18 protein-coding genes are annotated in these 19,982 nt (G+C 72.9%); 13 read left to right on the forward strand and 5 right to left on the reverse strand.

Annotated features, from left to right (window positions below; genetic code table 11):
* Window positions 1-18: 18 nt before the first annotated feature.
* Window positions 19-2,853, reverse strand: a complete 2,835-nt coding sequence (locus tag ELQ39_RS22105; RefSeq protein ID WP_242593577.1) for a beta-galactosidase — start codon at window positions 2,851-2,853, stop codon at window positions 19-21.
* A gap of 334 nt (window positions 2,854-3,187) precedes the next feature.
* Here ELQ39_RS22105 and ELQ39_RS22110 point away from each other — a divergent pair, with 334 nt between their 5' ends.
* A complete protein-coding gene (locus tag ELQ39_RS22110) occupies window positions 3,188-3,835 on the forward strand; it encodes a DUF4360 domain-containing protein (protein WP_190000492.1) in 648 nt (215 codons plus the stop codon).
* Window positions 3,832-3,993, forward strand: coding sequence for a hypothetical protein (locus ELQ39_RS22115; protein ID WP_242593579.1), 162 nt, complete (start codon window positions 3,832-3,834; stop codon window positions 3,991-3,993). Before ELQ39_RS22110 ends, ELQ39_RS22115 begins: the two co-directional genes overlap by 4 nt.
* 97 nt (window positions 3,994-4,090) lie before the next feature.
* On the opposite strand, the gene ELQ39_RS22120 is transcribed toward ELQ39_RS22115, so the two are convergent.
* The 4 genes from ELQ39_RS22120 to ELQ39_RS22135 all read right to left on the reverse strand — a co-directional run bounded on the left by ELQ39_RS22120 (window position 4,091) and on the right by ELQ39_RS22135 (window position 8,806).
* Window positions 4,091-5,332 (reverse strand): helix-turn-helix domain-containing protein, encoded by a 1,242-nt coding sequence (locus tag ELQ39_RS22120; RefSeq protein WP_190000490.1) that lies wholly within the window; start codon window positions 5,330-5,332, stop codon window positions 4,091-4,093.
* A gap of 166 nt (window positions 5,333-5,498) precedes the next feature.
* Window positions 5,499-6,440, reverse strand: a complete 942-nt coding sequence (locus tag ELQ39_RS22125; RefSeq protein WP_190000489.1) for a hypothetical protein — start codon at window positions 6,438-6,440, stop codon at window positions 5,499-5,501.
* Window positions 6,441-6,484: 44 nt separating this feature from the next.
* Complete coding sequence (locus ELQ39_RS22130; RefSeq protein ID WP_242593581.1) at window positions 6,485-8,068, reverse strand: DUF6801 domain-containing protein; 1,584 nt, start codon at window positions 8,066-8,068, stop codon at window positions 6,485-6,487.
* A gap of 105 nt (window positions 8,069-8,173) precedes the next feature.
* Window positions 8,174-8,806: a hypothetical protein gene (locus ELQ39_RS22135; protein ID WP_242593583.1), complete on the reverse strand. Its 633-nt coding sequence runs from the start codon at window positions 8,804-8,806 to the stop codon at window positions 8,174-8,176.
* Between the two features lie 604 nt (window positions 8,807-9,410).
* Here ELQ39_RS22135 and ELQ39_RS22140 point away from each other — a divergent pair.
* From ELQ39_RS22140 to ELQ39_RS22190, 11 genes are read left to right on the forward strand one after another with little or no spacing between them, the layout of a single operon-like run.
* Window positions 9,411-10,415, forward strand: a complete 1,005-nt coding sequence (locus ELQ39_RS22140) for an ABC transporter ATP-binding protein (RefSeq protein WP_242593585.1) — start codon at window positions 9,411-9,413, stop codon at window positions 10,413-10,415.
* Window positions 10,412-11,176 (forward strand): MlaE family ABC transporter permease, encoded by a 765-nt coding sequence (locus ELQ39_RS22145; RefSeq protein WP_190000485.1) that lies wholly within the window; start codon window positions 10,412-10,414, stop codon window positions 11,174-11,176. The genes ELQ39_RS22140 and ELQ39_RS22145 overlap by 4 nt, the downstream gene beginning before the upstream one ends.
* Before the next feature lie 6 nt (window positions 11,177-11,182).
* Entirely contained in the window at window positions 11,183-11,989 is an 807-nt protein-coding gene (locus ELQ39_RS22150; RefSeq protein WP_122217158.1) for an MlaE family ABC transporter permease, read from the forward strand.
* 1 nt (window position 11,990) lies between these two features.
* Window positions 11,991-13,256, forward strand: coding sequence for an MCE family protein (locus ELQ39_RS22155; RefSeq protein WP_242593587.1), 1,266 nt, complete (start codon window positions 11,991-11,993; stop codon window positions 13,254-13,256).
* Entirely contained in the window at window positions 13,253-14,308 is a 1,056-nt protein-coding gene (locus tag ELQ39_RS22160) for an MCE family protein (RefSeq protein WP_190000483.1), read from the forward strand. Before ELQ39_RS22155 ends, ELQ39_RS22160 begins: the two co-directional genes overlap by 4 nt.
* Entirely contained in the window at window positions 14,305-15,348 is a 1,044-nt protein-coding gene (locus ELQ39_RS22165; RefSeq protein WP_190000482.1) for an MCE family protein, read from the forward strand. Before ELQ39_RS22160 ends, ELQ39_RS22165 begins: the two co-directional genes overlap by 4 nt.
* On the forward strand, window positions 15,345-16,385 hold the full coding sequence (locus ELQ39_RS22170; protein WP_242593589.1) for an MCE family protein: 1,041 nt from the start codon (window positions 15,345-15,347) through the stop codon (window positions 16,383-16,385). Before ELQ39_RS22165 ends, ELQ39_RS22170 begins: the two co-directional genes overlap by 4 nt.
* On the forward strand, window positions 16,382-17,542 hold the full coding sequence (locus tag ELQ39_RS22175; RefSeq protein WP_242593591.1) for an MCE family protein: 1,161 nt from the start codon (window positions 16,382-16,384) through the stop codon (window positions 17,540-17,542). The genes ELQ39_RS22170 and ELQ39_RS22175 overlap by 4 nt, the downstream gene beginning before the upstream one ends.
* A complete protein-coding gene (locus ELQ39_RS22180) occupies window positions 17,539-18,816 on the forward strand; it encodes an MCE family protein (RefSeq protein WP_225644554.1) in 1,278 nt (425 codons plus the stop codon). Before ELQ39_RS22175 ends, ELQ39_RS22180 begins: the two co-directional genes overlap by 4 nt.
* Window positions 18,813-19,328: a hypothetical protein gene (locus ELQ39_RS22185; RefSeq protein WP_242593593.1), complete on the forward strand. Its 516-nt coding sequence runs from the start codon at window positions 18,813-18,815 to the stop codon at window positions 19,326-19,328. Before ELQ39_RS22180 ends, ELQ39_RS22185 begins: the two co-directional genes overlap by 4 nt.
* A complete protein-coding gene (locus ELQ39_RS22190) occupies window positions 19,325-19,966 on the forward strand; it encodes a hypothetical protein (protein ID WP_242593595.1) in 642 nt (213 codons plus the stop codon). The genes ELQ39_RS22185 and ELQ39_RS22190 overlap by 4 nt, the downstream gene beginning before the upstream one ends.
* Window positions 19,967-19,982: the final 16 nt, after the last annotated feature.

The following is a 19,982-nucleotide window of genomic DNA, read 5'->3' on the forward strand; positions in this document are numbered from 1 at the left end:
GCCCGCGCGCCGGTGGGCTCACCTCCCGGGTGGGTCCACCGGCTCGACCGGAATGCCGCCGCGCGCAGCCCCCAGCAGCGTCAGCGTGACCTTGCCCGGTCCTGCCGGGGTGGTCCCGTCGGACAGCACCGCGAGCGCCAGGGTGTTGGCGCCGCGGGTGCGCAGGATGCCGTTCGGCAGGGCGAAGGTGTGCTGCGGGCCGACGTCGTTGACGTACTGGCCGAGGTTCCAGCCGTTGAGGAAGATCTGCACCCGGTAGGCGCGCTCCGGGTCGTCCTCCAGGGTGAGCCCGACCGACGCGTCCAGCTCGGGTTCGAACCCGAGCCGGAAGCGGGTGCGGTACCACGTGACGCCCTGCCGCGACTCCGCGCGCGGGAACTCCACCGGCCGCCAGCGGCGGTCGTCGTGGTCCGGCAGATGCCAGCCGCGCCGCTCCCCGTACAGGCCGCCGTTGTTGAACGGTCCGGTCACCCGCTCCGGGTCGGTGGCGCCCCGCACCCGCCACTCCACGCTGCGGTCGCCGCCCGCGAACTCCACGGCGACCAGCCCGCGCGCGGCCTTGTGGGCGTCCTCGCCGGGCTCCGTGCCGGCGTGCTGCATGGGCCGCACCAGCACCGACAGCACATGCTCGCCGGGGGTGCGCACCGCCTGGGGGACGTCGAACCGGGCCGTGGCCGTCCAGGTGCCGCGCGAGACGGTGTCCTCGTCGGGCGCCGGCATGCGGTGGGTGCCGAGCGGCCGGCCGTCCAGCCAGGCCATCAGCAGCCCCTGCGTGCCGGTGCTGTAGGACAGCGCCACCGACGGGATGCCGCCCAGGTCCTCGAGACGTCCCCGGTACCAGACGTCGCCGTGGTGGAAGCCGTAGTCGTCCGCGAACAGCACGGGCCCGCCCTCGGGCACGGGCGTGGTGCTGTGGGAGGTGGTGCGGTCGGCGACCGTCCAGGCCGAGTCGTCGAAGTCCGGGTCGGACTCCGGGTTCTCGGTGCGGCACCGCCAGCCGTCGAGTGCGGGCAGCGCCACCGCGCGCACGGCGGGCATCAGCCCCTCCATCACGCGGCTGCGGGCACGTCCGAGATAGGTGGGGACGGGCCGGCCGTTCCAGGTGACCTCGGCGATGCCGCGCGGCCCCCACACCTCCACGCCGGTCTCGACGGTGACGTCGCCCGTCAGATGGAGCGTGGAGTCGCGCAGTTCGGCCGAGCGCAGCATCGAGGGGCCGTACACCACGAGCGGCCCGGCCGGGGTCTCGTACGTCCACAGGCGCAGCGCGGTCTCGTCGTCGGCGAACAGCAGCACGAGGGGTGTCTCGGAGTCGCCGTCCTTGACCAGCACCCGGCTCAGGCCGCCCACGCCGAGCGGGGAGACGACGTTCAGCCGGCCCTGGGCGTAGGCCCAGGCGGGTTCGGTGTCCGCGCGGTCGGCGCCCGGCTGCTTCTCGCAGTCCAGCGCGAGCTGGGCGGTCTCCCCGTGGCGGCCGACGAACACGGCCACGTCCTGCCGCCCGGTGGAGACGCAGAGCATCGGCTGGGCCGTGGTGTACGCCAGCTTGCGGTGGCCCAGGCGCAGATCGGAGGCGACCAGCTTGGTGTCGCCCGCGGCCACGGTGACCGGCACCTCGATGCCGGTGCCGGGCAGCAGGGCGCGCACCTCCTCCCCGGTGTCGTTGCGCACCACGAAGAACCGCGCGCCGGTGTCGGGGTTGGCCAGCCGGCGCACCGTCAGCCGGCCGTCCGCGGCGCGTTCCGTCCCTTCCCCGTCCGGTTCCAGCCGGGCCAGGTCGGGCACGGTGCGCACCAGATGGCCGAGCTGCTGGACGGCGGCCATGTTCGGCGCGGGCTGGCGCCCCTCGTCGAGCACCGCCCCGTAGTCGTACGAGGTGTAGACGCCCGGTCCGGGCAGCCAGCCCCACGACGTCCCGCCGAACCCCATGCCGGTGTGGTGCACCGTGACCCGGTCGGCGAGCGCGGTGAGATGACGCCGCCGCTCGTGCGCCGCGTCGTGGCTCTCGCGCACCCGCGCGTAGCCCTCGCCGCCGGACAGCGGCCCGCCCCAGGCGTCGGCCGCCCCGCCCGCCACGGCGGTGAGACCGGCCGTGGGCGGCCCGTCCCCGCCGGTGAAGCCCTCGCCGTCCAGCACCGGCACGTCGATGCGGTCGGCGCGCACCTTCGCCCGCAGCCGGGCCCGGTGGGCGCGCGCCGCCGGGTTCCCGGCCGGCACCGGACGCCCGTCCTCGAGCCGGTACAGCAGCACCGTCCCGCCGCCCGCGGTGTACAGGTGCCGTACGGCGATGGCGTCGACGGCGGCGAGCCACGCCTCGGCGTGCCGCAGGTACTCGGGGTCGTCGGTGCGGGCGGAGCCCGGGGCGGCCGTCAGCCAGCCGGGGAGGCCGCCGGCGTCCAGGTCCGCGCCCAGGTAGGGGCCGGGCCGCAGCACCACGTACAGCCGCTCCTCGGCGGCGGCCGTAAGGAAGCGGTTCAGGTCCCGCACCCCGGTGAAGTCGTGCACGCCGGGCGCGGGGGAGTGGACGTTCCACGGCACGGGCACGTCGACCGCGGTGAAGCCATGGGCGCGCAGCTTCTGCAGCACGTCGCGCCACAGCGACGGGCTGGGCAGCCGGAAGGGGTGGACCTCGGCGGACCACAGCACCAGACGCCTGCCGTCGACCAGCAGGGAGTGCCGGTCGTACGTGACGCGATGGCGCCGGCCGTCGGCCTCCGGCGGCGGGGGCGGCGGTCCGGTCGGCACGACGCCCGGACCCTGCGGGCCGGTCGCCGCCCCGCCGCTGCCGGCCAGCGCGAGACCGAGCGCGGCCGTGCCGGCCAGGGCGGTGAAGGTGCGCCTGCTGAGCTCCAAGGGAGCGCCTCCTGGTCTGTGCCACAAGCGGTGCTGGTGGGTCATTGTCCCCGAACCGGAACGGCCCCCGTTCACACGGGAGTCCCGCCGCGCCCGCGGCGACCGCCGGCGGTGTCACGCGGCGTTCACCGGCGGTATACGGACGGGAGTGAATGGCCGGAGTTCGCCCTGTCCGGCCGTCGTGGCGCTCCGTACGATGCGAGCGCTCCCGGTCTTCACCGCTCCTCCATGCCTCCTTCACGAAGCCGGGGCTGCATGCGCCCGCATGTTTGGCATGTGCATGACGCTTCAATCATCGCACCGCACCAACCCCCCACCCCAAGGACGGAGAACCATGGCTTCAGGCCTGCTCCTCGGCGTCGCGGCGGCCACGCTGCTCGCCGCCGCGCTGCCCGCGCACGACCCGGGCTCCTCGTTCGAGGACCCCCCGCCGGACAAGATCGTCATCAAGGTCGCCACGGTGAACGGGTCGGGATGCCCCGCCGGTACCGCGGCCGTCGCCGTCTCGGCCGACAACACCGCGTTCACCGTGACCTACAGCGACTACCTCGCCCAGGCAGGCGGAGGCTCCGACCCCACGGCCGCCCGCAAGAACTGCCAGCTCAGCCTGCTCGTCCACGTCCCCTCCGGCTTCACCTACGCCATCGCCAGCGCGGACTACCGCGGCTTCGCCGCGCTCGAGCCCGGCGCGCGGGGCACCCAGCGGGCGTCGTACTACTTCCAGGGGTCGCCCAACACCGAGTACCGCACGCACGCCTTCGCGGGCCCGTACGACGACAACTGGCAGGCCACCGACGAGACCGACTGGGCGCAGCTCGTCTACGCGCCCTGCGGCGTGCAGCGCAACTTCAACATCAACACGGAGCTGAGAGTCTCCGCCGGGAACGACCCGTCCAAGGTCAGCTTCATGACGATGGACTCCACGGACGGCGACATCAGCACGGTCTACCACCTGGCCTGGAAGGAGTGTCCGGCGAGATGACGCGACGGCGGGGGCGGGCGAACGCCCGCCCCGGCCCGTGCCGCGACTGCACCGGCGTGGCGAGGACGGACGAGGGAGCCACGTCCGTGCCGGAGTCGCACGGCAGCGTCGACGGACCCGGCGGCCGGCCGATCCTGCGCGACGTCGACGGCGACTGATCGTCCACCCCCCCTGCGACGGCACGACGACGGCGACGACGGCGGCACCCGAGCCGGGCGTCAGCCTGCTGGACCGGAGCGGCGGCCGGCCGGCCGCCTACGGGCCGGGGCGGGAGAGGTCCGCCCTGTCCCGGGCGCCGTCCCCGCTCCGCAGATGGCGCGAGCGCAGGGCCACCTCGAGGGCGAACCGGTGGTCGGGGTCGGCGAGCCGGTCGCCCAGATGGGCGTCCAGCGTCCGCAGCCGGTAGCGGACGGTCTGGGCGTGCACCCCCAGCATCTCGCCGACCTGCTCGGCGGGGGCGCGGGTCGAGACGTGCACCCGGAGGGTCTCGACGAGGCGGTCGCGCCGCTTGGCGGTCAGCCCGTCGAGCGGCGCCAGCTCGCGGGCGGCGAGATGGTCGACCAGGGCGGGGTCGGACAGCAGCCACAGCGTCGTCAGATGGTCCTCGCAGCGGACCAGCGGGGCGTCCGGCACGACGCCGTCGTCGACGAGCTGCAGCACCCTGCGGGCCCAGCGGACGGAGTCCGCGGCCTGGGCGACCGGCACGGTCAGGCCCACCGCGGCACGGGTGCCGGACAGGGCCGTGCCGAGCATCCGGAGGCGCTCGGGGGTGAGTTCGCCCGGCACCAGCAGATGCGGTTGCGGGATGTCGAAGTCGGCGAGGACGTCGCTGTCGAGCCCCGCCTGGATGTGCTCGGGGACCGGGGGGCGCAGGGCGACGAGGAAACACGTCCGGGGCAGTTCCCAGGCGGCGGACGCGCACAGCTCGGACACGGTCGTCCGGGGGAGCGGGGAGGCGGCCAGAAGGAGGTGTAACAGCTGTCTTCGTAACGCGGACACCTCGGACGCGGCCCTCTCCCGCACCTCCGTGTACCCCTCCCGGGTGACGGCCTCCAGCTCCTCGACGTACGCGAACAGGGCGTCGGCGAAGGCGAGGACCAGGGCGGGGGAGAGGTTGTGCTGCCGTCCCAGCGTCTTGGCCCGGCGCAGCGCGATGCGCGCGCCGAGCCGGTAGGCGCCCTGGAGCACCTCCAGGTCACGGCCCTCGTAGGCCTCGACCCGGCCGAACCGGCGCAGGAGGTCGTCGCGCAGCTCCGAGCTGGTGCCGGGGTCGGCCACCCGGTCCACGAAGGCGGTGAGCGCTTGCTCGACACCCTGGCGGATGGCGTGGCCGTCGGGCCCGTTGAGCAGCCTGCCGTACACCGGGTAGGCGCGGGTGACCTCGGTCCGTATCTCGTTCAGCAGTCCCGGCAGCAGGGGCCGCATGAAGGCGGCGAACTGCCGGGGGAGCGGGTCGAGCGGCTCGCCGAGCACCGAAGGACGTGTGATTGAGGGCATGACCGATCCCTTGCTCTCCGACCTGTCCGGCAAGGCGGCCCGACCGGGTTACGCCCCGCGGGACGAGGCCCGGTCGGGCCGCCACGTGCACCGGTCTGAGAACCTGACGGTAAGTCAACTTAATTGTCTTGTACACCTCTTGGGCGGAAACCGCTTCACAGGAGCTTCACCTCACGGCGGAGTGCCAGTGCTCCGCCAGCACCTCGCCGGCGCGGGGAGCGGCGGTGCCGGGGGCGTTCAGGCCGGTGAGGCGGGTCTGCGTGTCGTTCAGGGTCAGGCTGTTGTTCCCGGAGGGCGAGGGCAGCCCGGTCTTCGCGTTGACCGCGGCGTTGATGAGGCCGATGTTCAGCCCGCAGCCCCTGGCGGCCGGGACCGCGAAGGTGCGGTCGTTCTGGGTGGCGCCGGTGAGGTCGATCCGGCTCATCTCACCGGCCGGGTCGGGGGTGCCGTCCCCCTGGAAGAAGGTCATGCCGAACTCCGGGTAGGTCCGGTTCTCGGGCAGCAGCACGATCGGGTCGGCGGCCGTGCCGATGTAGCACTTGCTGCCGAGCAGCGGGTTCTCCAGGTGGATGCGGACCGGCAGGGCGACGATGGGCATGTCGGTCAGGACCCCGGCGGTCTGGTTGAAGTCGTAGGGTGCGCCGACCGACTCCATGGTCGCGGTGATCTTGTTGAGGCTGGAGTTCTCCAGCGACTCGCACAGACCTGTGATGACGGGTACGGAGCTCGGACACATCAGGCCGAGCAGCCCGCCGGGCACGGTGGCCGGTTCGGCGACCAGCGCGCCGCCGGGCGGGGCCACCACCGTGCTGGTGCCGTCCGCGTTCTGCACGATGCCGATCTGCAGGTTCGTCCTCCCGGTGACGACGGTGGTGTCGCCCAGCTTGATGGAGCCGCCCGCGGAGGTGGACACCACGCACTGCGGGGTCTTCTCGAAGCCGTCGGCGGCCCGCATCGCCGGAGCGTCCACGGGGCAGCGCGTGAAGGGGGCCCACTCGCCGTTCAGCGCGGGCTCGGCGGCGGTCGCCGTGCCGAGGGAGGCGAAGGCGCCCAGCGCGGTGAGCGCGGAGACGGTGGCGAGTCTCGTGCGGGGGGTGAACGCGTGCATGGTGGTGGCCTTTCTCGTGGGGAGGGGGCTGCGGGCCGGGCAGCTCAGCGCTCGGCGACCGGGATCTGGTAGGGCTGGAGGTCCTCCGTGCACTGGCCCCTGGTCTCCGGGGTCTCGAACACCGGGACGAGGGGGGTGCACGTCTGGCCCTGGACCTGCTTGATGTGGTTGCCGGGACCGGAGACGGAGGCGGTGAGCAGCCGGTCGAGGTCCTCGTCGCCGGTCCCGCAGCCGGTGAAGGCCGGGATGCTCACCTCGCCGGCCAGCGGACCGCCGGTGAGCAGCGTGTAGCCGACGACGTCCTCGCCGATGGCCTGTTCCGCCTTGCCGTACAGCACCACGTGGTCGCCGGGATGCTTCGCGGGGTCCGGATCGACGGAGGTGAGGGACTTCCCGGTCCGGCAGGCGGGACCCACCTCCAGGGGAACGCCGTTGACCTCGAGTGCGGTGACCTGGGCGACCAGGGGGACCCGTACGTAGGTCTCCGTCGTCATGAACAGGTCGGAGTAACGCATCTTCATCCGCGCGTCGATCCTCATGGGACCGGTCTGCTTCAGCACCATGGTGGCCTTCACCGGGGTGAAGTCGAAGGTGAGGAAGGTGCTGTCGTAGGGCGGGGTCTCCCTGCGCCCCTGGTAGCTGAACTCGCCGTACGTCTCCAGGACCATGACCAGGTGCTCGGGGTCCGGGGGTTCGTCGGCCGGGAGCTGGAACTCTCCCCCGTCGATCAGTACGCAGGACGGCGGAAGGTACGAAGCGGCCTTCTGCTTCTTCACGTTGGCGTAGCCCGTGACGTAGGCGTTGAGCGACAGGGGCGTGGGAGGGTTGTCCTCGCCGTAGCGGCAGGGCGGGACGCCGCGGTCGGCGGCGGCCCCCGGCGCGCTTCCGGGCGTCTGCGCGGACCGTCCCTCCTGCCGCTCCCGCGGTCCGCTCCCCGGCGCGGGGGACGTACCGCCGGGCGCCGGCGCGGACGGCGGGCCGCTCGTCTCCGGCGGGCCCGGGACGGCAGGCACGGTGACCAGCAGCCCGTCGTCCGGCGCGTCCTCGGCGAGGGCGCAGTCCACGGCCGGTACGCCGGTCGCCCGGCCCTCGGCGGAGTCGTCCGCCGGACCGGGCGTCAGGCCGAGCGCCAGGTCGCCCGCGGTGAAGGTCAGGTTGCCGTCACCCCGTCCCGTGACCGAGGGGACGTCGCCCGTCGCGGTGAGCGTCAGCGGCCCGGACGCCGGCAGGGGGACGGGGTCGGAGCCGCCCCGCCAGATCGCCGTGGCGGTGGCCGGGTCCTGGGTGACGGTGACGGTGAGCGCCGTGACGGCGCGCACCTCGGCCACGTCGCTCCCCGCCAGGTCCGCCACCGCCTCCGCCGGGAGCTCCACGGCGGTGGTGACGCCGGTGGGCGAGAACGCCTCGCCCGTCCGGGTGTGCTGCGGGAACTCCGCGGAGATCCGCACCGTCGCGGCAACCGGTCCCGAGGGGAACGCGCAGACGTAGGGGAGTGCGGCGTCGACCTCCTGGGTGCCGGCGGCCGAGGCCGTGGCCGGGATCAGGGCGGCGAGCACGACGAACGCGGCCGTCGACGTGAACGCGGCGCGGGTTCGGCGTGGCCGTGTGGCGGCTCGTGGGGCTCTCATACAACTCCGCTCGGCGGCAGGGACGGTGTCGGTGGGATCCGGGGCGGAGCCCGCGAACGCCCGGCCGGGGGAGGCCGGCCGGGCGGGCGAGCGGGGGCGTGCGGCCTACGGGTTGGAGCCGACGATGGTCGGGACGGTGCTCGTGCCGGCCACCTTGACGGCGTAGTTCCCCTTGAAGGTGGGCTTGGTGCTGGTCGTGACGATCGCGCCGCAGTTGACGGGGTTGCTGACCGCCAGTTCACCGGCGACGCTGTTGACCGCGAGGACGCCGGTGCTGTTGGTGTAGGTGGCCGAGGCCTTGCCCGTCACCGTGAACTTGCAGACGCCGGCGCTCACGTTGGCCTTGACGTTGCCGATGTAGCCCGTGGTGACGCCGGTCGCGGAGTTGTAGTCCACCGCGACGACGTTCCAGGGGGTGACGGCCACGGTGGTGACGTTGCCCAGGACGCTGGTGCACGGAGCACCGGAGGTGCCGAAGTTCATGGTGCTGATGGCGGCGACGTTCGCCGGGTTGCCGGTGGTGCTCGCCATCGTCCCGCCCGCGTTCGAGGCCGTGCAGGTCATCGGGATGGTGGCGGTCAGCACGATGTTGCCGGCGTTCACCGCGGTGAACGAGGCCGGTGACGGGCTGACGGTCCACACCGTGGAGGGCGCCGCCGAGGCGGTGCCGGCGGTGAGAGCCAGAGCGGCCGCGGCCGCACACGCCGCGACGGCTGTTTTCTTCAGGTGATGCGTCATGTCCGGGTATCTCCTCGAGGGTCGGCCGGATGGGACGTGCCATGACGTTACTGGCGGTAAACGCGGCCGAACAATGCGGCGTTCCATGATTCTTCCGGGAAAGGGAACAAGCTGTTCCCTGAGTGAGGGAATTCTCGGCCGTACTCATCACGCGTTGTCAATGAATGCGGGTTCGGCCGGTGTCGGCGAGGCGCTTCCCGGCAGGCGCGCGCGGCAGCCGGGATGCTCACCGGCGGACAGTTTCCAGGGGCGTTCTTGTGCTCCCGCTGACAGGTTCCGCGGGGCGTGGGCCGGTCTCCCGGAAAACTCGGCATGCGGTGTTGCCCGTTGAGGTTACTCGGCCGTAACGTGCCGGTGCGGTGCTCGGCTCCCTGCCGCCGGCCCTCGGCGGACGGAGTCACGACGGACGTGTCACCGGCCTCACCCTCCCGCCGGGCCGGGGCGTTCGTCGGTGGGATCTCGCGCTGCCCCGCCCCCCGGCGGCCCGAGATCCCGCCCCGTCCCCCGGGACAGGCGCCGGGCCGGTGTGTTGTCTGCGTGGTGACAAGTCGCGGCGGGCGAGACGCGCCCGCGGGGTGTGTCACGGACGTCCGCTGGAGGTGGTATGGGAATCGAAGTGGTCGTCGAAGGGCTGACCAAGTCCTTCGGCAGGCAGAACATCTGGCGGGACGTGTCACTCACCCTTCCGGCCGGAGAAGTCAGTGTGATGCTGGGGCCTTCCGGTACCGGGAAAACCGTTTTCCTGAAGTCGCTCATCGGGCTCCTCAAACCCGAAAAGGGCCGTGTCCTCATCGACGGGGTGGACATGGTGAACAGTCCCGAGAAAGACATTTACGAGACCCGTAAGCTGTTCGGTCTCATGTTCCAGGACGGAGCGCTTTTCGGGTCCCTGTCCCTTTTCGACAACATCGCCTTCCCGCTGCGGGAGCACACCCGCAAGAAGGAGTCCGAGATCCGCCGCATCGTCATGGAGCGGATCGAGGTCGTCGGCCTGCTGGGGGCGGAGGGGAAGCTCCCGGGCGAGATCAGCGGAGGCATGCGCAAGCGGGCCGGGCTGGCCCGCGCGCTCGTCCTCGACCCGCAGATCATCCTGTGCGACGAGCCGGACTCCGGGCTCGACCCGGTCCGCACCGCCTACCTCTCGCAGCTGCTGATCGACCTGAACGCGCAGATCGACGCGACGATGCTGATCGTCACCCACAACCTCGACATCGCCGCCACCGTGCCCGACAACATGGGGATGCTCTTCCGGCGTGAGCTGGTCACCTTCGGTCCGCGCGAGGTGCTGCTCACCAGCGACGAGCCGGTCGTCTCCCAGTTCCTCGGCGGCCGGCGCGAGGGGCCCATCGGGATGTCCGAGGAGAAGGACGCGGCCACCCTCGCCGCAGAGGCGGACCGGGCGACGCCCGCCGCGCCCCGGGTGATCGTGCCGCAGCTGGAGCCGTCCCCCGGTCTTCCGCCTCGCCGCGCCGTCGCACGACGGCGCGAGCGTGTCATGAGCATGATCGACACTTTGCCGCCGGCCGCGCGCTCCGCCATCCGGGAGACCTACGCGCGGGACGCGGCGGCGGCCACCGTCACGGCGCCCGCCGCCGGGAGCGGCGCATGATCACCGGTGCGCTGCGCGAGACCGGCCGGCTCTTCGCGCTCGCCGCCGAGGTCGGTCGCGCCGTCTTCCGAAGACCCTTCCAGTTCCGCGAGTTCACCGAGCAGTTCTGGTTCGTCGCGAGCGTGACGATCCTGCCCGCCGCCCTCGTCTCGATCCCCTTCGGCGCCGTCATCGCCCTCCAGGTCGGCTCCCTCACCCAGCAGCTGGGCGCCCAGTCCTTCACCGGCGGCGCCAGCGTCCTCGCCGTCGTCCAGCAGGCGAGCCCGCTCATCGTCGCCCTGCTGATCGCCGGCGCCGGCGGTTCCGCCATCTGCGCCGACCTCGGCTCCCGCACCATCCGCGAGGAGCTCGACGCCATGGAGGTCATGGGCGTCTCCCCGGTGCAGCGGCTGGTCGTGCCCCGGGTCCTGGCCGCCATGGGCGTCGCGGTCCTGCTCAACGGCCTGGTCTCCGTCGTCGGCATCCTCGGCGGCTACTTCTTCAACGTCGTCATGCAGGGCGGCACCCCCGGCGCCTACCTCTCCAGCTTCTCCGCCCTCGCCCAGCTCCCCGACCTGTACGTCAGCGAACTGAAGGCGCTGGTCTTCGGGTTCATCGCCGGCATCGTCGCCGCCTACCGGGGCCTCAACCCGCGCGGCGGCCCCAAGGGCGTCGGCGACGCCGTCAACCAGTCCGTCGTCATCACCTTCCTCCTGCTCTTCTTCGTCAACATGGTGATGACGGCCGTCTACCTCCGGATCGTCCCGCCGAAGGGAGGCTGAGGTCCGATGGCCTCCCCGCTCGCCCTGCTCGACCGCTCCGGCGACCACCTGCTGTTCTACCTGCGGGCCCTGCTGTGGATCCCGCGGACGCTGCGCCGGTACCTCAAGGAGGTGCAGCGCCTGCTGGCCGAGGTGGCCTTCGGCTCCGGCGGCCTCGGCGTCGTCGGCGGCACCGTCGGCGTGATGATCGCGATGACGCTCTTCACCGGCACCGTCGTCGGACTCCAGGGCCACGCGGCCCTCGACCAGATCGGCACGGCCGCGTTCACCGGATTCGTCTCCGCCTACTTCAACACCCGGGAGATCGCCCCCCTGGTGGCCGGCCTCGCCCTCTCCGCGACCGTCGGCGCGGGCTTCACCGCCCAGCTCGGCGCCATGCGCATCAACGAGGAGGTCGACGCCCTGGAGGGCATGGGCATCCGCTCCATGCCGTACCTGGTCACCACCCGCATCATCGCCGGCGTCGTCGCCATCGTCCCGCTCTACGCGATCGGGCTGCTCTCCTCCTACGTCGCGTCCCGCTCCGTGACCGTCCTGTTCAACGGCCAGTCACGCGGCACGTACGACCACTACTTCAACCTCTTCCTCTCCCCGACGGACGTGCTGCTCTCCGTGCTGAAAGTCCTGATCTTCAGCGTGATGGTGATCCTCGCCCACTGCTACTACGGGTTCCGCGCCTCGGGCGGCCCCGCCGGCGTCGGCGTCGCCGTCGGACGGTCCGTGCGCAACGCCATCGTCCTGATCAGCGTCACCGACTTCTTCCTGTCGCTCGCCCTGTGGGGCGCGACCACGACCGTGAAGGTGGCGGGGTGAGATGAGCGGACCCTGGGAAGCCCGAGGACACACGCTGCGCCGCCGGCTCGCCGGAGTGGTGTTCGTGCTGGCGCCCGCCCTGCTGATCTGGCTGGCCGTCGCCGTCCACGACAAGAAGTTCACCGCGTCCGACCCGGTGGTCGTCGAGACCGGCAGCGTCGGCAACCAGATGCACCCGGGCGCCGAGGTGAAACTGCGCGGCGTCGTCGTCGGCGAGGTCCGCGCCGTCGACGCCACGGGCGACGGCGCCCGCCTCACCCTCGCCATGAAACCCGGCACGCTGGACGCCGTCCCCTCCGACGTCCGCGCCCAGATGCTGCCGACCACGCTGTTCGGCGAGCGGTTCGTGGCCCTCGTACCGCCCGAGAACCCCTCGCCCGAGCCGCTGGCAGCCGGAGCCGTCATCCCCCAGGACCGCTCCGCCAACGCCGTCGAACTCCAGCAGGTGCTCGACGACGTCCTGCCGATGCTCACCGCCGTCCAGCCGCAGAAGCTCGCCGCGACCCTGTCCGCCGTCTCCCAGGCCCTGGAAGGACGCGGCGACCAGCTCGGCCGGACGCTCGGCCGGCTGGAACGGCACCTGGCCGCGTTCAACCCGCACCTGCCCGCCCTCAACCGCGACCTCAGGGAACTCGTGAAGGTCAGCCATGTCTACGCGGACGCCGCGCCCGACATCCTCACGGCGCTCACCGACTTCACCACCACCAGCGGCACCCTCGCCGGGAAGGAGGCCGAACTCGCCACCACCCTAGGCACCACGACCCGGACGGCCGAGGACATGACGGACTTCCTGCGCGAGAACCGCGGCAACCTCATCCGCCTCGCCGCCACCGGCCGGCCCACCCTCGAACTGCTCGCCGAGTACTCCTCCTCCTTCCCGTGCACCCTGCGCACCCTCGCCGAGTTCGTCCCGGCCATGGACCGGGCGCTCGGCAAGGGCACCGGCCGGCCCGGCATCCACGTCGACGTCACCTCCGTCGCCGCGCGCGGCGCCTACCGCCCCGGCCGCGACACCCCGGTGTACGACTCCGGCGGCGGGCCGCGCTGCCCCTCCGTGCCCTATGTCGGCGCGCTGCCCCGGCCCGCCGCGCGGTCCGCGTCCGCCGCGGCGGCCGAGGACCTCGGGCCCGTCAACTCCCCGGCGGAGAACGACCTCGTCAACGAGCTGCTCGCGCCCGCCGCCGGCGCGGCCCCCGGCGACCTGCCCAACTGGAGCACCCTCCTCGTCGGCCCCGTCTACCGCGGGACGGAGGTGACCCTCGGATGACCGGCGCCGACACCGGGCACACCCGGCGCCGCCCGCTGACCGGCCCCCTGCTGAAGTCCCTCGTCTTCGTGGTGGTCACCGCCGTCGCCACCACCCTGCTCGGCCTCGGTGTCGCCGGCTCCGGCGCGGGCGGCGGCCGTGTCTACAAGGCCCTCTTCACCGACGTCACCGGGCTCCGGGAGGGGGACAGCGTGCGCGTGTCCGGCGTCACGGTCGGCGAGGTGACCGACGTACGCGTCGTCCAACGACGCCTCGCCCAGGTCACGTTCACCGTCCGCGAGGACCGCAGGCTGCCCCGCTCGACCACCGCCGCGGTGAAGTACCTCAACATGGTCGGCCAGCGCTACGTCTCCCTCGGGCGGGGCAGCGGCGAGCTCGGCGGCACGCTGGAGGAGGGCGCCACCGTGCCGCTGGACCGCACCACTCCCGCGCTCGACCTGACCCTCCTCTTCAACGGCTTCAAGCCGCTGTTCGAAGGACTCTCCCCGAAGGACGTCAACGAACTCGCCGGATCGATCGTGCAGGTCCTCCAGGGCGAGGGCGCCACCGTCGACAGCCTGATCCGCCGCATCGGCTCGCTCAGCACCACCGTCGCCGCCAAGGACAAGGTGATCGGCGCGGTCGTCAGGAACCTCACCACCGTCCTGGACACCCTCAACGACCGCGAGGACAGCTTCGACGACCTCGTCGTCACCCTGCGCGCACTCGTCTCGGGCTTCGACGAGGACCGCGAACCCCTCGGCCGGGCCGTCGCGGCCATGGGCGACCTGACCACCGTGACCGCCGACCTCCTCGACGACGGGCGCGCGCCCCTGAAGCGGGACATCCGCGAACTGGGCCGCCTCTCCCGCAACCTCGGCGACCACACCCCGCAGATCGAGAACTTCCTCGAGCGCACCCCCGCCAAGATGACCGCCCTGGCCCGGCTGTCCTCCTACGGATCGTGGTTCAACCTCTACCTCTGCGAGGCACGGGTGAGCGGCGTGACCACCTCCGACGGTTCCGAACCCCCGACCGGCATCGCCGTCACCGAATCGAGGTGCCGCGGATGAGACGCCCGCGCATGAAACCGGTCAAGGACCGCGACCCCGTCGCCGTCGGCGTCGCCGGTCTGCTCGCCCTCACCCTGCTCGGCGGCCTCGCCTACGGCGCGGACCGGCTCCCCTTCACCGGCGGCACCGGCTACAGCGCCGACTTCACCGAGGCGGCGGGCCTCGACGAGGGCGACGAGGTGCGCATCGCCGGCGTCAAGGTCGGCCAGGTCACCGGCGTCACGCTGGACGGCGCCAGGGTGAAGGTGTCCTTCGAGGTCGAGGACGCCTGGATCGGCGACCGCAGCACCGCCGCCATCGCCGTCAAGACCGTCCTCGGCGACAAGTACCTGGCCGTCGACCCGCTCGGCTCCCGGCCGCAGGACCCCGCCAGCCGCATCCCTTCGTCCCGCACCACCTCCCCCTACGACGTCACCCAGGCCTTCCAGGACCTCAGCGGCACCGTCGACGCCATCGACACCCGCCGGCTCGCGGAGAGCTTCAGAACCATCTCCGACACCTTCGAGGACTCACCGCCCCACGTGAGCAAGGCCGCCACCGGCCTGTCCGACCTGTCCCGCTCCGTCTCCGGACGCGACGCGGAACTCTCCCGCCTCCTCCAGGGCAGCGCCCGCTTCAGCAAGACGCTGGAGAACAAGAAGTCCAGCTTCGAGACCCTCATCGAGGACGGCGGCTCCCTGCTCGGCGAACTCAGGAAGCGGCGGGCCGCCATCAGCGCCCTCCTCAAGGGCAGCCGAGACCTCGGCGCCGAACTGCGCGGCCTGGTGAAGGACAACGAGAAACAGCTCGGCCCCACCCTCAAGGCCCTCGGCCGGGTGACCGGCGTCCTGGAGAAGAACAACGACCAGCTGGGCAGGACGCTCGCCCTGGTCGGCCCGTACTACCGGCTGGTCGGCAACACCCTCGGCAACGGGCGCTGGTTCGACAGCTACCTGTGCGGCGTCGTGCCCCGCGACTACCTGCCGGAGACGTCCCGGCCCGAGACCGGATGCCTGCCGCCCCAGCAGCGGACGGCGGCCGCGGGGAGCGGTGAGCGATGACCCGACGCAGAAAGATCATCGGCGGACTGCTCGCCCTGGTGGTGCTGGCCGCCGGCGGCCTCGCCGCCGCCTCGGCCCTCCGCCCCGAAGGGCTGCGCATCACCGCCTACTTCGACCGCGTCGTCGGCGTCCACGCCGGATCCGACCTGCGCATCCTCGGCGTACGGGCCGGCGAGGTGGAGTCGGTGCGGCCGCAGGGCACCACCGTCCGCGTGGACCTGCGCCTCGACGAGGGGATCAAGGTTCCCGAGAACGCGCGGGCCGTCGTCGTCGCCCCCAGCGTCGTCGCCGACCGCTACGTGCAGCTCACCCCCGCCCACAGCACCGGCCCCGCCCTCGCCGACGGCGCCGTCCTGCCCGCCTCCCGCAACCGCGTCCCGGTCGAGATCGACCAGATCTACGACTCGATCACCGAACTCGCCGACGCGCTCGGCCCGGACGGCGCCAACGCCGAGGGCGCCCTGTCCGGACTGCTGCGGACCGGCGCCGCCAACCTCGACGGCAACGGCAAGGCCATCGGCGACGGCGTCGAGGAGTTCGGCAAGGCGGCCAGGACCCTGGACGGCAGCAGCGGCGACCTGTTCCGCACGCTCCGCAGCCTCCAGACCTTCACCACCATGCTCAAGGACAAGGACACCGACGTGCGCACCGCGCAGGAACGCCTCGACGAGGTCGTCGGCTTCTTCGCCGACAACAAGGACGACCTCACCGGCGCGCTCGAGGAACTCGGCAAGGCACTCGGCCAGGTGAAGACCTTCATCGAGGACAACCGGGGCGAGCTGAAGAAGAACGTCGACCGGCTCGTCCCCGTCACCCGCACCCTCGTCGAGCAACGGGCCTCGCTGGCCGAGGCGCTGGACGTGGCGCCGCTGGCCGCCGGCAACGTCGTGAACGCCTACAGCCCCGACACCCGCACCCTCGACGGCCGCGCGAACCTCAACGAGATCAGCATGGGAGGCCCGCTCCTGCCGTTGCCCGCCACCGGAGCCGCCGTCAGCGGCGACGGACCCGCGACCGAGCGGAAGGGGGAGAGATGAGGCGCGGCACACGGCTCGGCGAACGGGCCGCCTCGGCGCTCGGACGCGGCGCCCTCACCACCGGCCGGGTGGCCGGCCTCACCGCGGGCGGACTGCTCGCCCTCGGCCTCGGCTTCACCCTCGCCGTGGGCGGTGTCACCGTCCTGCCCCGCGGCTTCGACGGCGTCGAGGACCTGCCGCTGCCCGGCGGCGCCGACCTCGGTGACCGCCCCTACACCGTCACCGCCGAACTCGACGACGTCCTCAGTCTCGTCCCGCACTCCGCGGTCCGGGTCAACGACGTCGCCGTCGGCCGGATCAGCCGCATCGAACTCGGCGACGACTGGACGGCCCGCGTCACCATGCAGATCAACGGCGACGTACGGCTGCCCGCCGACGCCACCGCGCGCCTGGGACAGTCCAGCCTGCTGGGCGAGAAGTACGTGCAGCTCGCCGCGCCGCCCGGCGGCGGGAACGGCCGGCTCGCCGACGGCGGCGTCATCCCGCTGTCCCGCACCAGCCGCAGCACCGAGGTGGAGGAGGTGTTCGGCGCGCTGTCCCTGCTGCTCAACGGCGGTGGCGTCAACCAGCTCCGCACCATCACCCGGGAACTGAACGCGGCGCTCGGCGGCCGGGAGCCAGAGGTCCGCTCCATGCTCCGGCGGGTCAACACCCTGGTGACCGAACTCGACGACCACCGGGGGGACATCACCGACGCGCTCGACGCCGTCAACCGGCTCTCCTCCACCCTCGCCCACCGTAAGGACGACGTCGGAACCGTCCTCACCGGCCTCTCGCCCGGACTGAAGACGCTGGAGCGGCAGCGCGGCTCCCTGCTCACCATGCTGCGCTCCCTCGACACGCTCTCCGGTGTCGCCGTGTCCACCGTCGACGCGAGCAAGGACGACATGATCGCCGACCTCAGAGCCGTCGCGCCGACGCTGAAGGAGCTCGCCGACGCCGGCGCGGACCTGCCCGACGCGCTTCAGGTGCTGGTGACCTACCCGTTCACCGACGAGGTGCTGAACGGCGTGAAGGGCGACTACCTCAACGCCTACCTCGGCGTCGTCGCCGTCCCCGGGACCCAGGTGATCCCGCCGATCGACGACCCGCTCCCGCTGCCCTCCGCGCCCGCGACCACCGCACCGGCGTCACCGGAGGCGGGTGACGGCTCGTGATCACCCTCGCCGTACGGCTGAAGAACCTCGCCTTCCTCCTCGTCGCCGTGCTCGCCCTGTCCTACCTCGGGATCCGCTACGCCGACCTCGGCCGGCACGTCGGCGTCGCCGACCACTACACCGTCGACGTGCGACTGCCGCGCACGGGCGGCCTGTTCACCCATGCCGACGTCACCTACCGAGGCGTCTCGGTGGGCCGCGTCGGCCCCCTGCGACTGACCGACGACGGGGTCGTCGCCGAGCTGCGGATCAAGAAGTCGGCGCCCCGCATCCCCGCCGACACCAAGGCCGTGGTCGCCGCGCTCTCCGCCGTGGGCGAGCAGTACATCGACCTGCGGCCCGAGAGCGACGGCTCCCCCTACCTGACGGACGGCGCCCGCATCGACCAGGCCGACACCCAGGTGCCCGCCCCCGTCACCGACGTCCTCTCCCGTGTGGACGACCTGGTGCGGTCGGTGCCGCAGGACGATCTGCGTACGGTCGTCGACGAGCTGGGGGAGGCCTTCGAGGGACACGGCGACGACCTCCAGGTGCTGCTCGACAGCGGCAGCGACTTCGTCGAGGCCGCCGACCGCGCCCTGCCGTCCACCGTCCTGCTCATCGAGGACGGCGAGACCGTGCTGCGCACCCAGGCGCAGGAGGGCGCGGCCATCCGCGGCTTCGCCCGGGGAGCGGAGGAACTGGCCCGCGCCCTCAAGGGGTCCGACGCCGACCTGCGCCGTCTCCTCACGGTCACCCCCGAGGCCGCCACCCAGGTCAGCGGCGTGCTGCGGGACCTCGACCCGAGCCTCGGTGTCGTGCTCGCCAACCTGCTCACCACCGCCGAGGTGGCCGTCACCCGGCAGCGGGGCATCGAGGAACTGCTCGTGACCTACCCGGCGGTCGTCTCCGCCGGCTCCACCGCCGTCGACGGAGGGAAGCTGAACATCGGCATGGCCGTCACCTTCTTCGACCCCCTGCCCTGCACCGCCGGGTACGGCGCCACGCGCTACCGCAACGGCCTCGACCTCGGCACCGCCCCGCCCCTGAACACCGGCGCGGGCTGCACCGCCCCGCCGTCGACGGGCAAGAACGTGCGCGGCTCGGCCAACGCCCCCAAGGGCGGCGCGGTGCCCGAACCGGCCCGCCCCGGCTCCCTGCCCTCCGGCAGCGGCGCGGCGCGGCAGTCCGGCAGCGCGGCGCCGCCCGGCGCGCTCGCCCTGCCCGGACAGAGCGGCGAGGCGCCGCGCGACCTGACGCACGTCCTCGCGCCCGCCCCGGGAGGCACCCGATGAGGCGGGCCCGGATCATCGCCGGGACGGGGCTCGCGCTGGCCCTCGGCTTCTGCGGCACGAGCGCCTGGACGTACGCCCAGGCGCGCGCCGACGACGGTCTCGCGTACGGCAGGGAACGGGACGCCGCGCTCGCCGACGGGCGCCGGGCCCTCGCCGCGCTCACCACGATCGACGCCTCCACGCGGCAGCGCGCCGAGGGGAGCGTCCGGGACTGGCGCCGCGTCTCCACCGGGCCGCTGCGCGAGGAGCTCGGCGCCACCGAGGCCCGGGCGGGCGCCTCGGCGCGCGGCACGGTCACCGAGGCCGCCGTCACGGCGCTCGACACCCGCTCCGGCACGGCGAAGCTCATCGCCACGGTCCGCGTCGAGACCGTCCCGGCCGGGGCGGGAAAGCCGGCCGTCGACCGCAAGCGCCTGGAGGCGGTCCTGGCCCGCACGGGCGAGGACGTCTGGAAGGTGAAGGCGCTGAGCGCCGTCCCGGTCCAGGCGGCCAGGCAGGAGGGGACCCGATGACACGGACGTGGCCGCCCCGCGAGGCCGGTACGGAACAGGATCCCGCCGGGGAGGACGCAGGGACGAAGAGCTCGCAGGAGGGGCGCGACCTCGGCGGCGGCTCCGAGAACAGCCGCCGGGAAAGCGGCCGTTCCCCGGGACCGCGGCTGAGGCGTGCCGTCGCGGCGGGAGCCGTCGCGGTCCTGCTCCTCGGCGGCTGCGGCTTCCTCCACGCGGCCCACCAGCTGCGGTCGGACGGGTCCGCCCGCAACAGGGCGCTCACCGACACCGAGGCCACCAGCCGGGTAGCCGGGGACGTCGGCGACGCCCTCGCCCGGATCTTCTCCTACACACCCGACGGCACCGCCGCCGCCGAGCGCTCCGCACGCACCGCCCTCGACGGGAAGGCCGCCCGCCAGTACGCCACCCTCTTCGACCGCGTCCGCCAGGACCTCACCGCGCAGCGCGTCACCCTGAGCACCCGCGCCGTCCGCACCGGCGTGGTGGAACTCGACGGCGACCGGGCCCGCCTGCTGGTCTTCCTCGACCAGACCTCCCGCCGGGGCGAGGACGCGGCGACCACGGCGGCGGCGCAGCTCACGGTCACGGCACGGCTCGAGGACGACCGGTGGCGGATCGTCGACATCGAAACCCGCTGACACGCGCGGGAGACAG

It is taken from the genome of Streptomyces sp. GB4-14, assembly GCF_022696125.1.
GTDB classification, from domain to species: Bacteria; Actinomycetota; Actinomycetes; order Streptomycetales; family Streptomycetaceae; genus Streptomyces; species Streptomyces werraensis.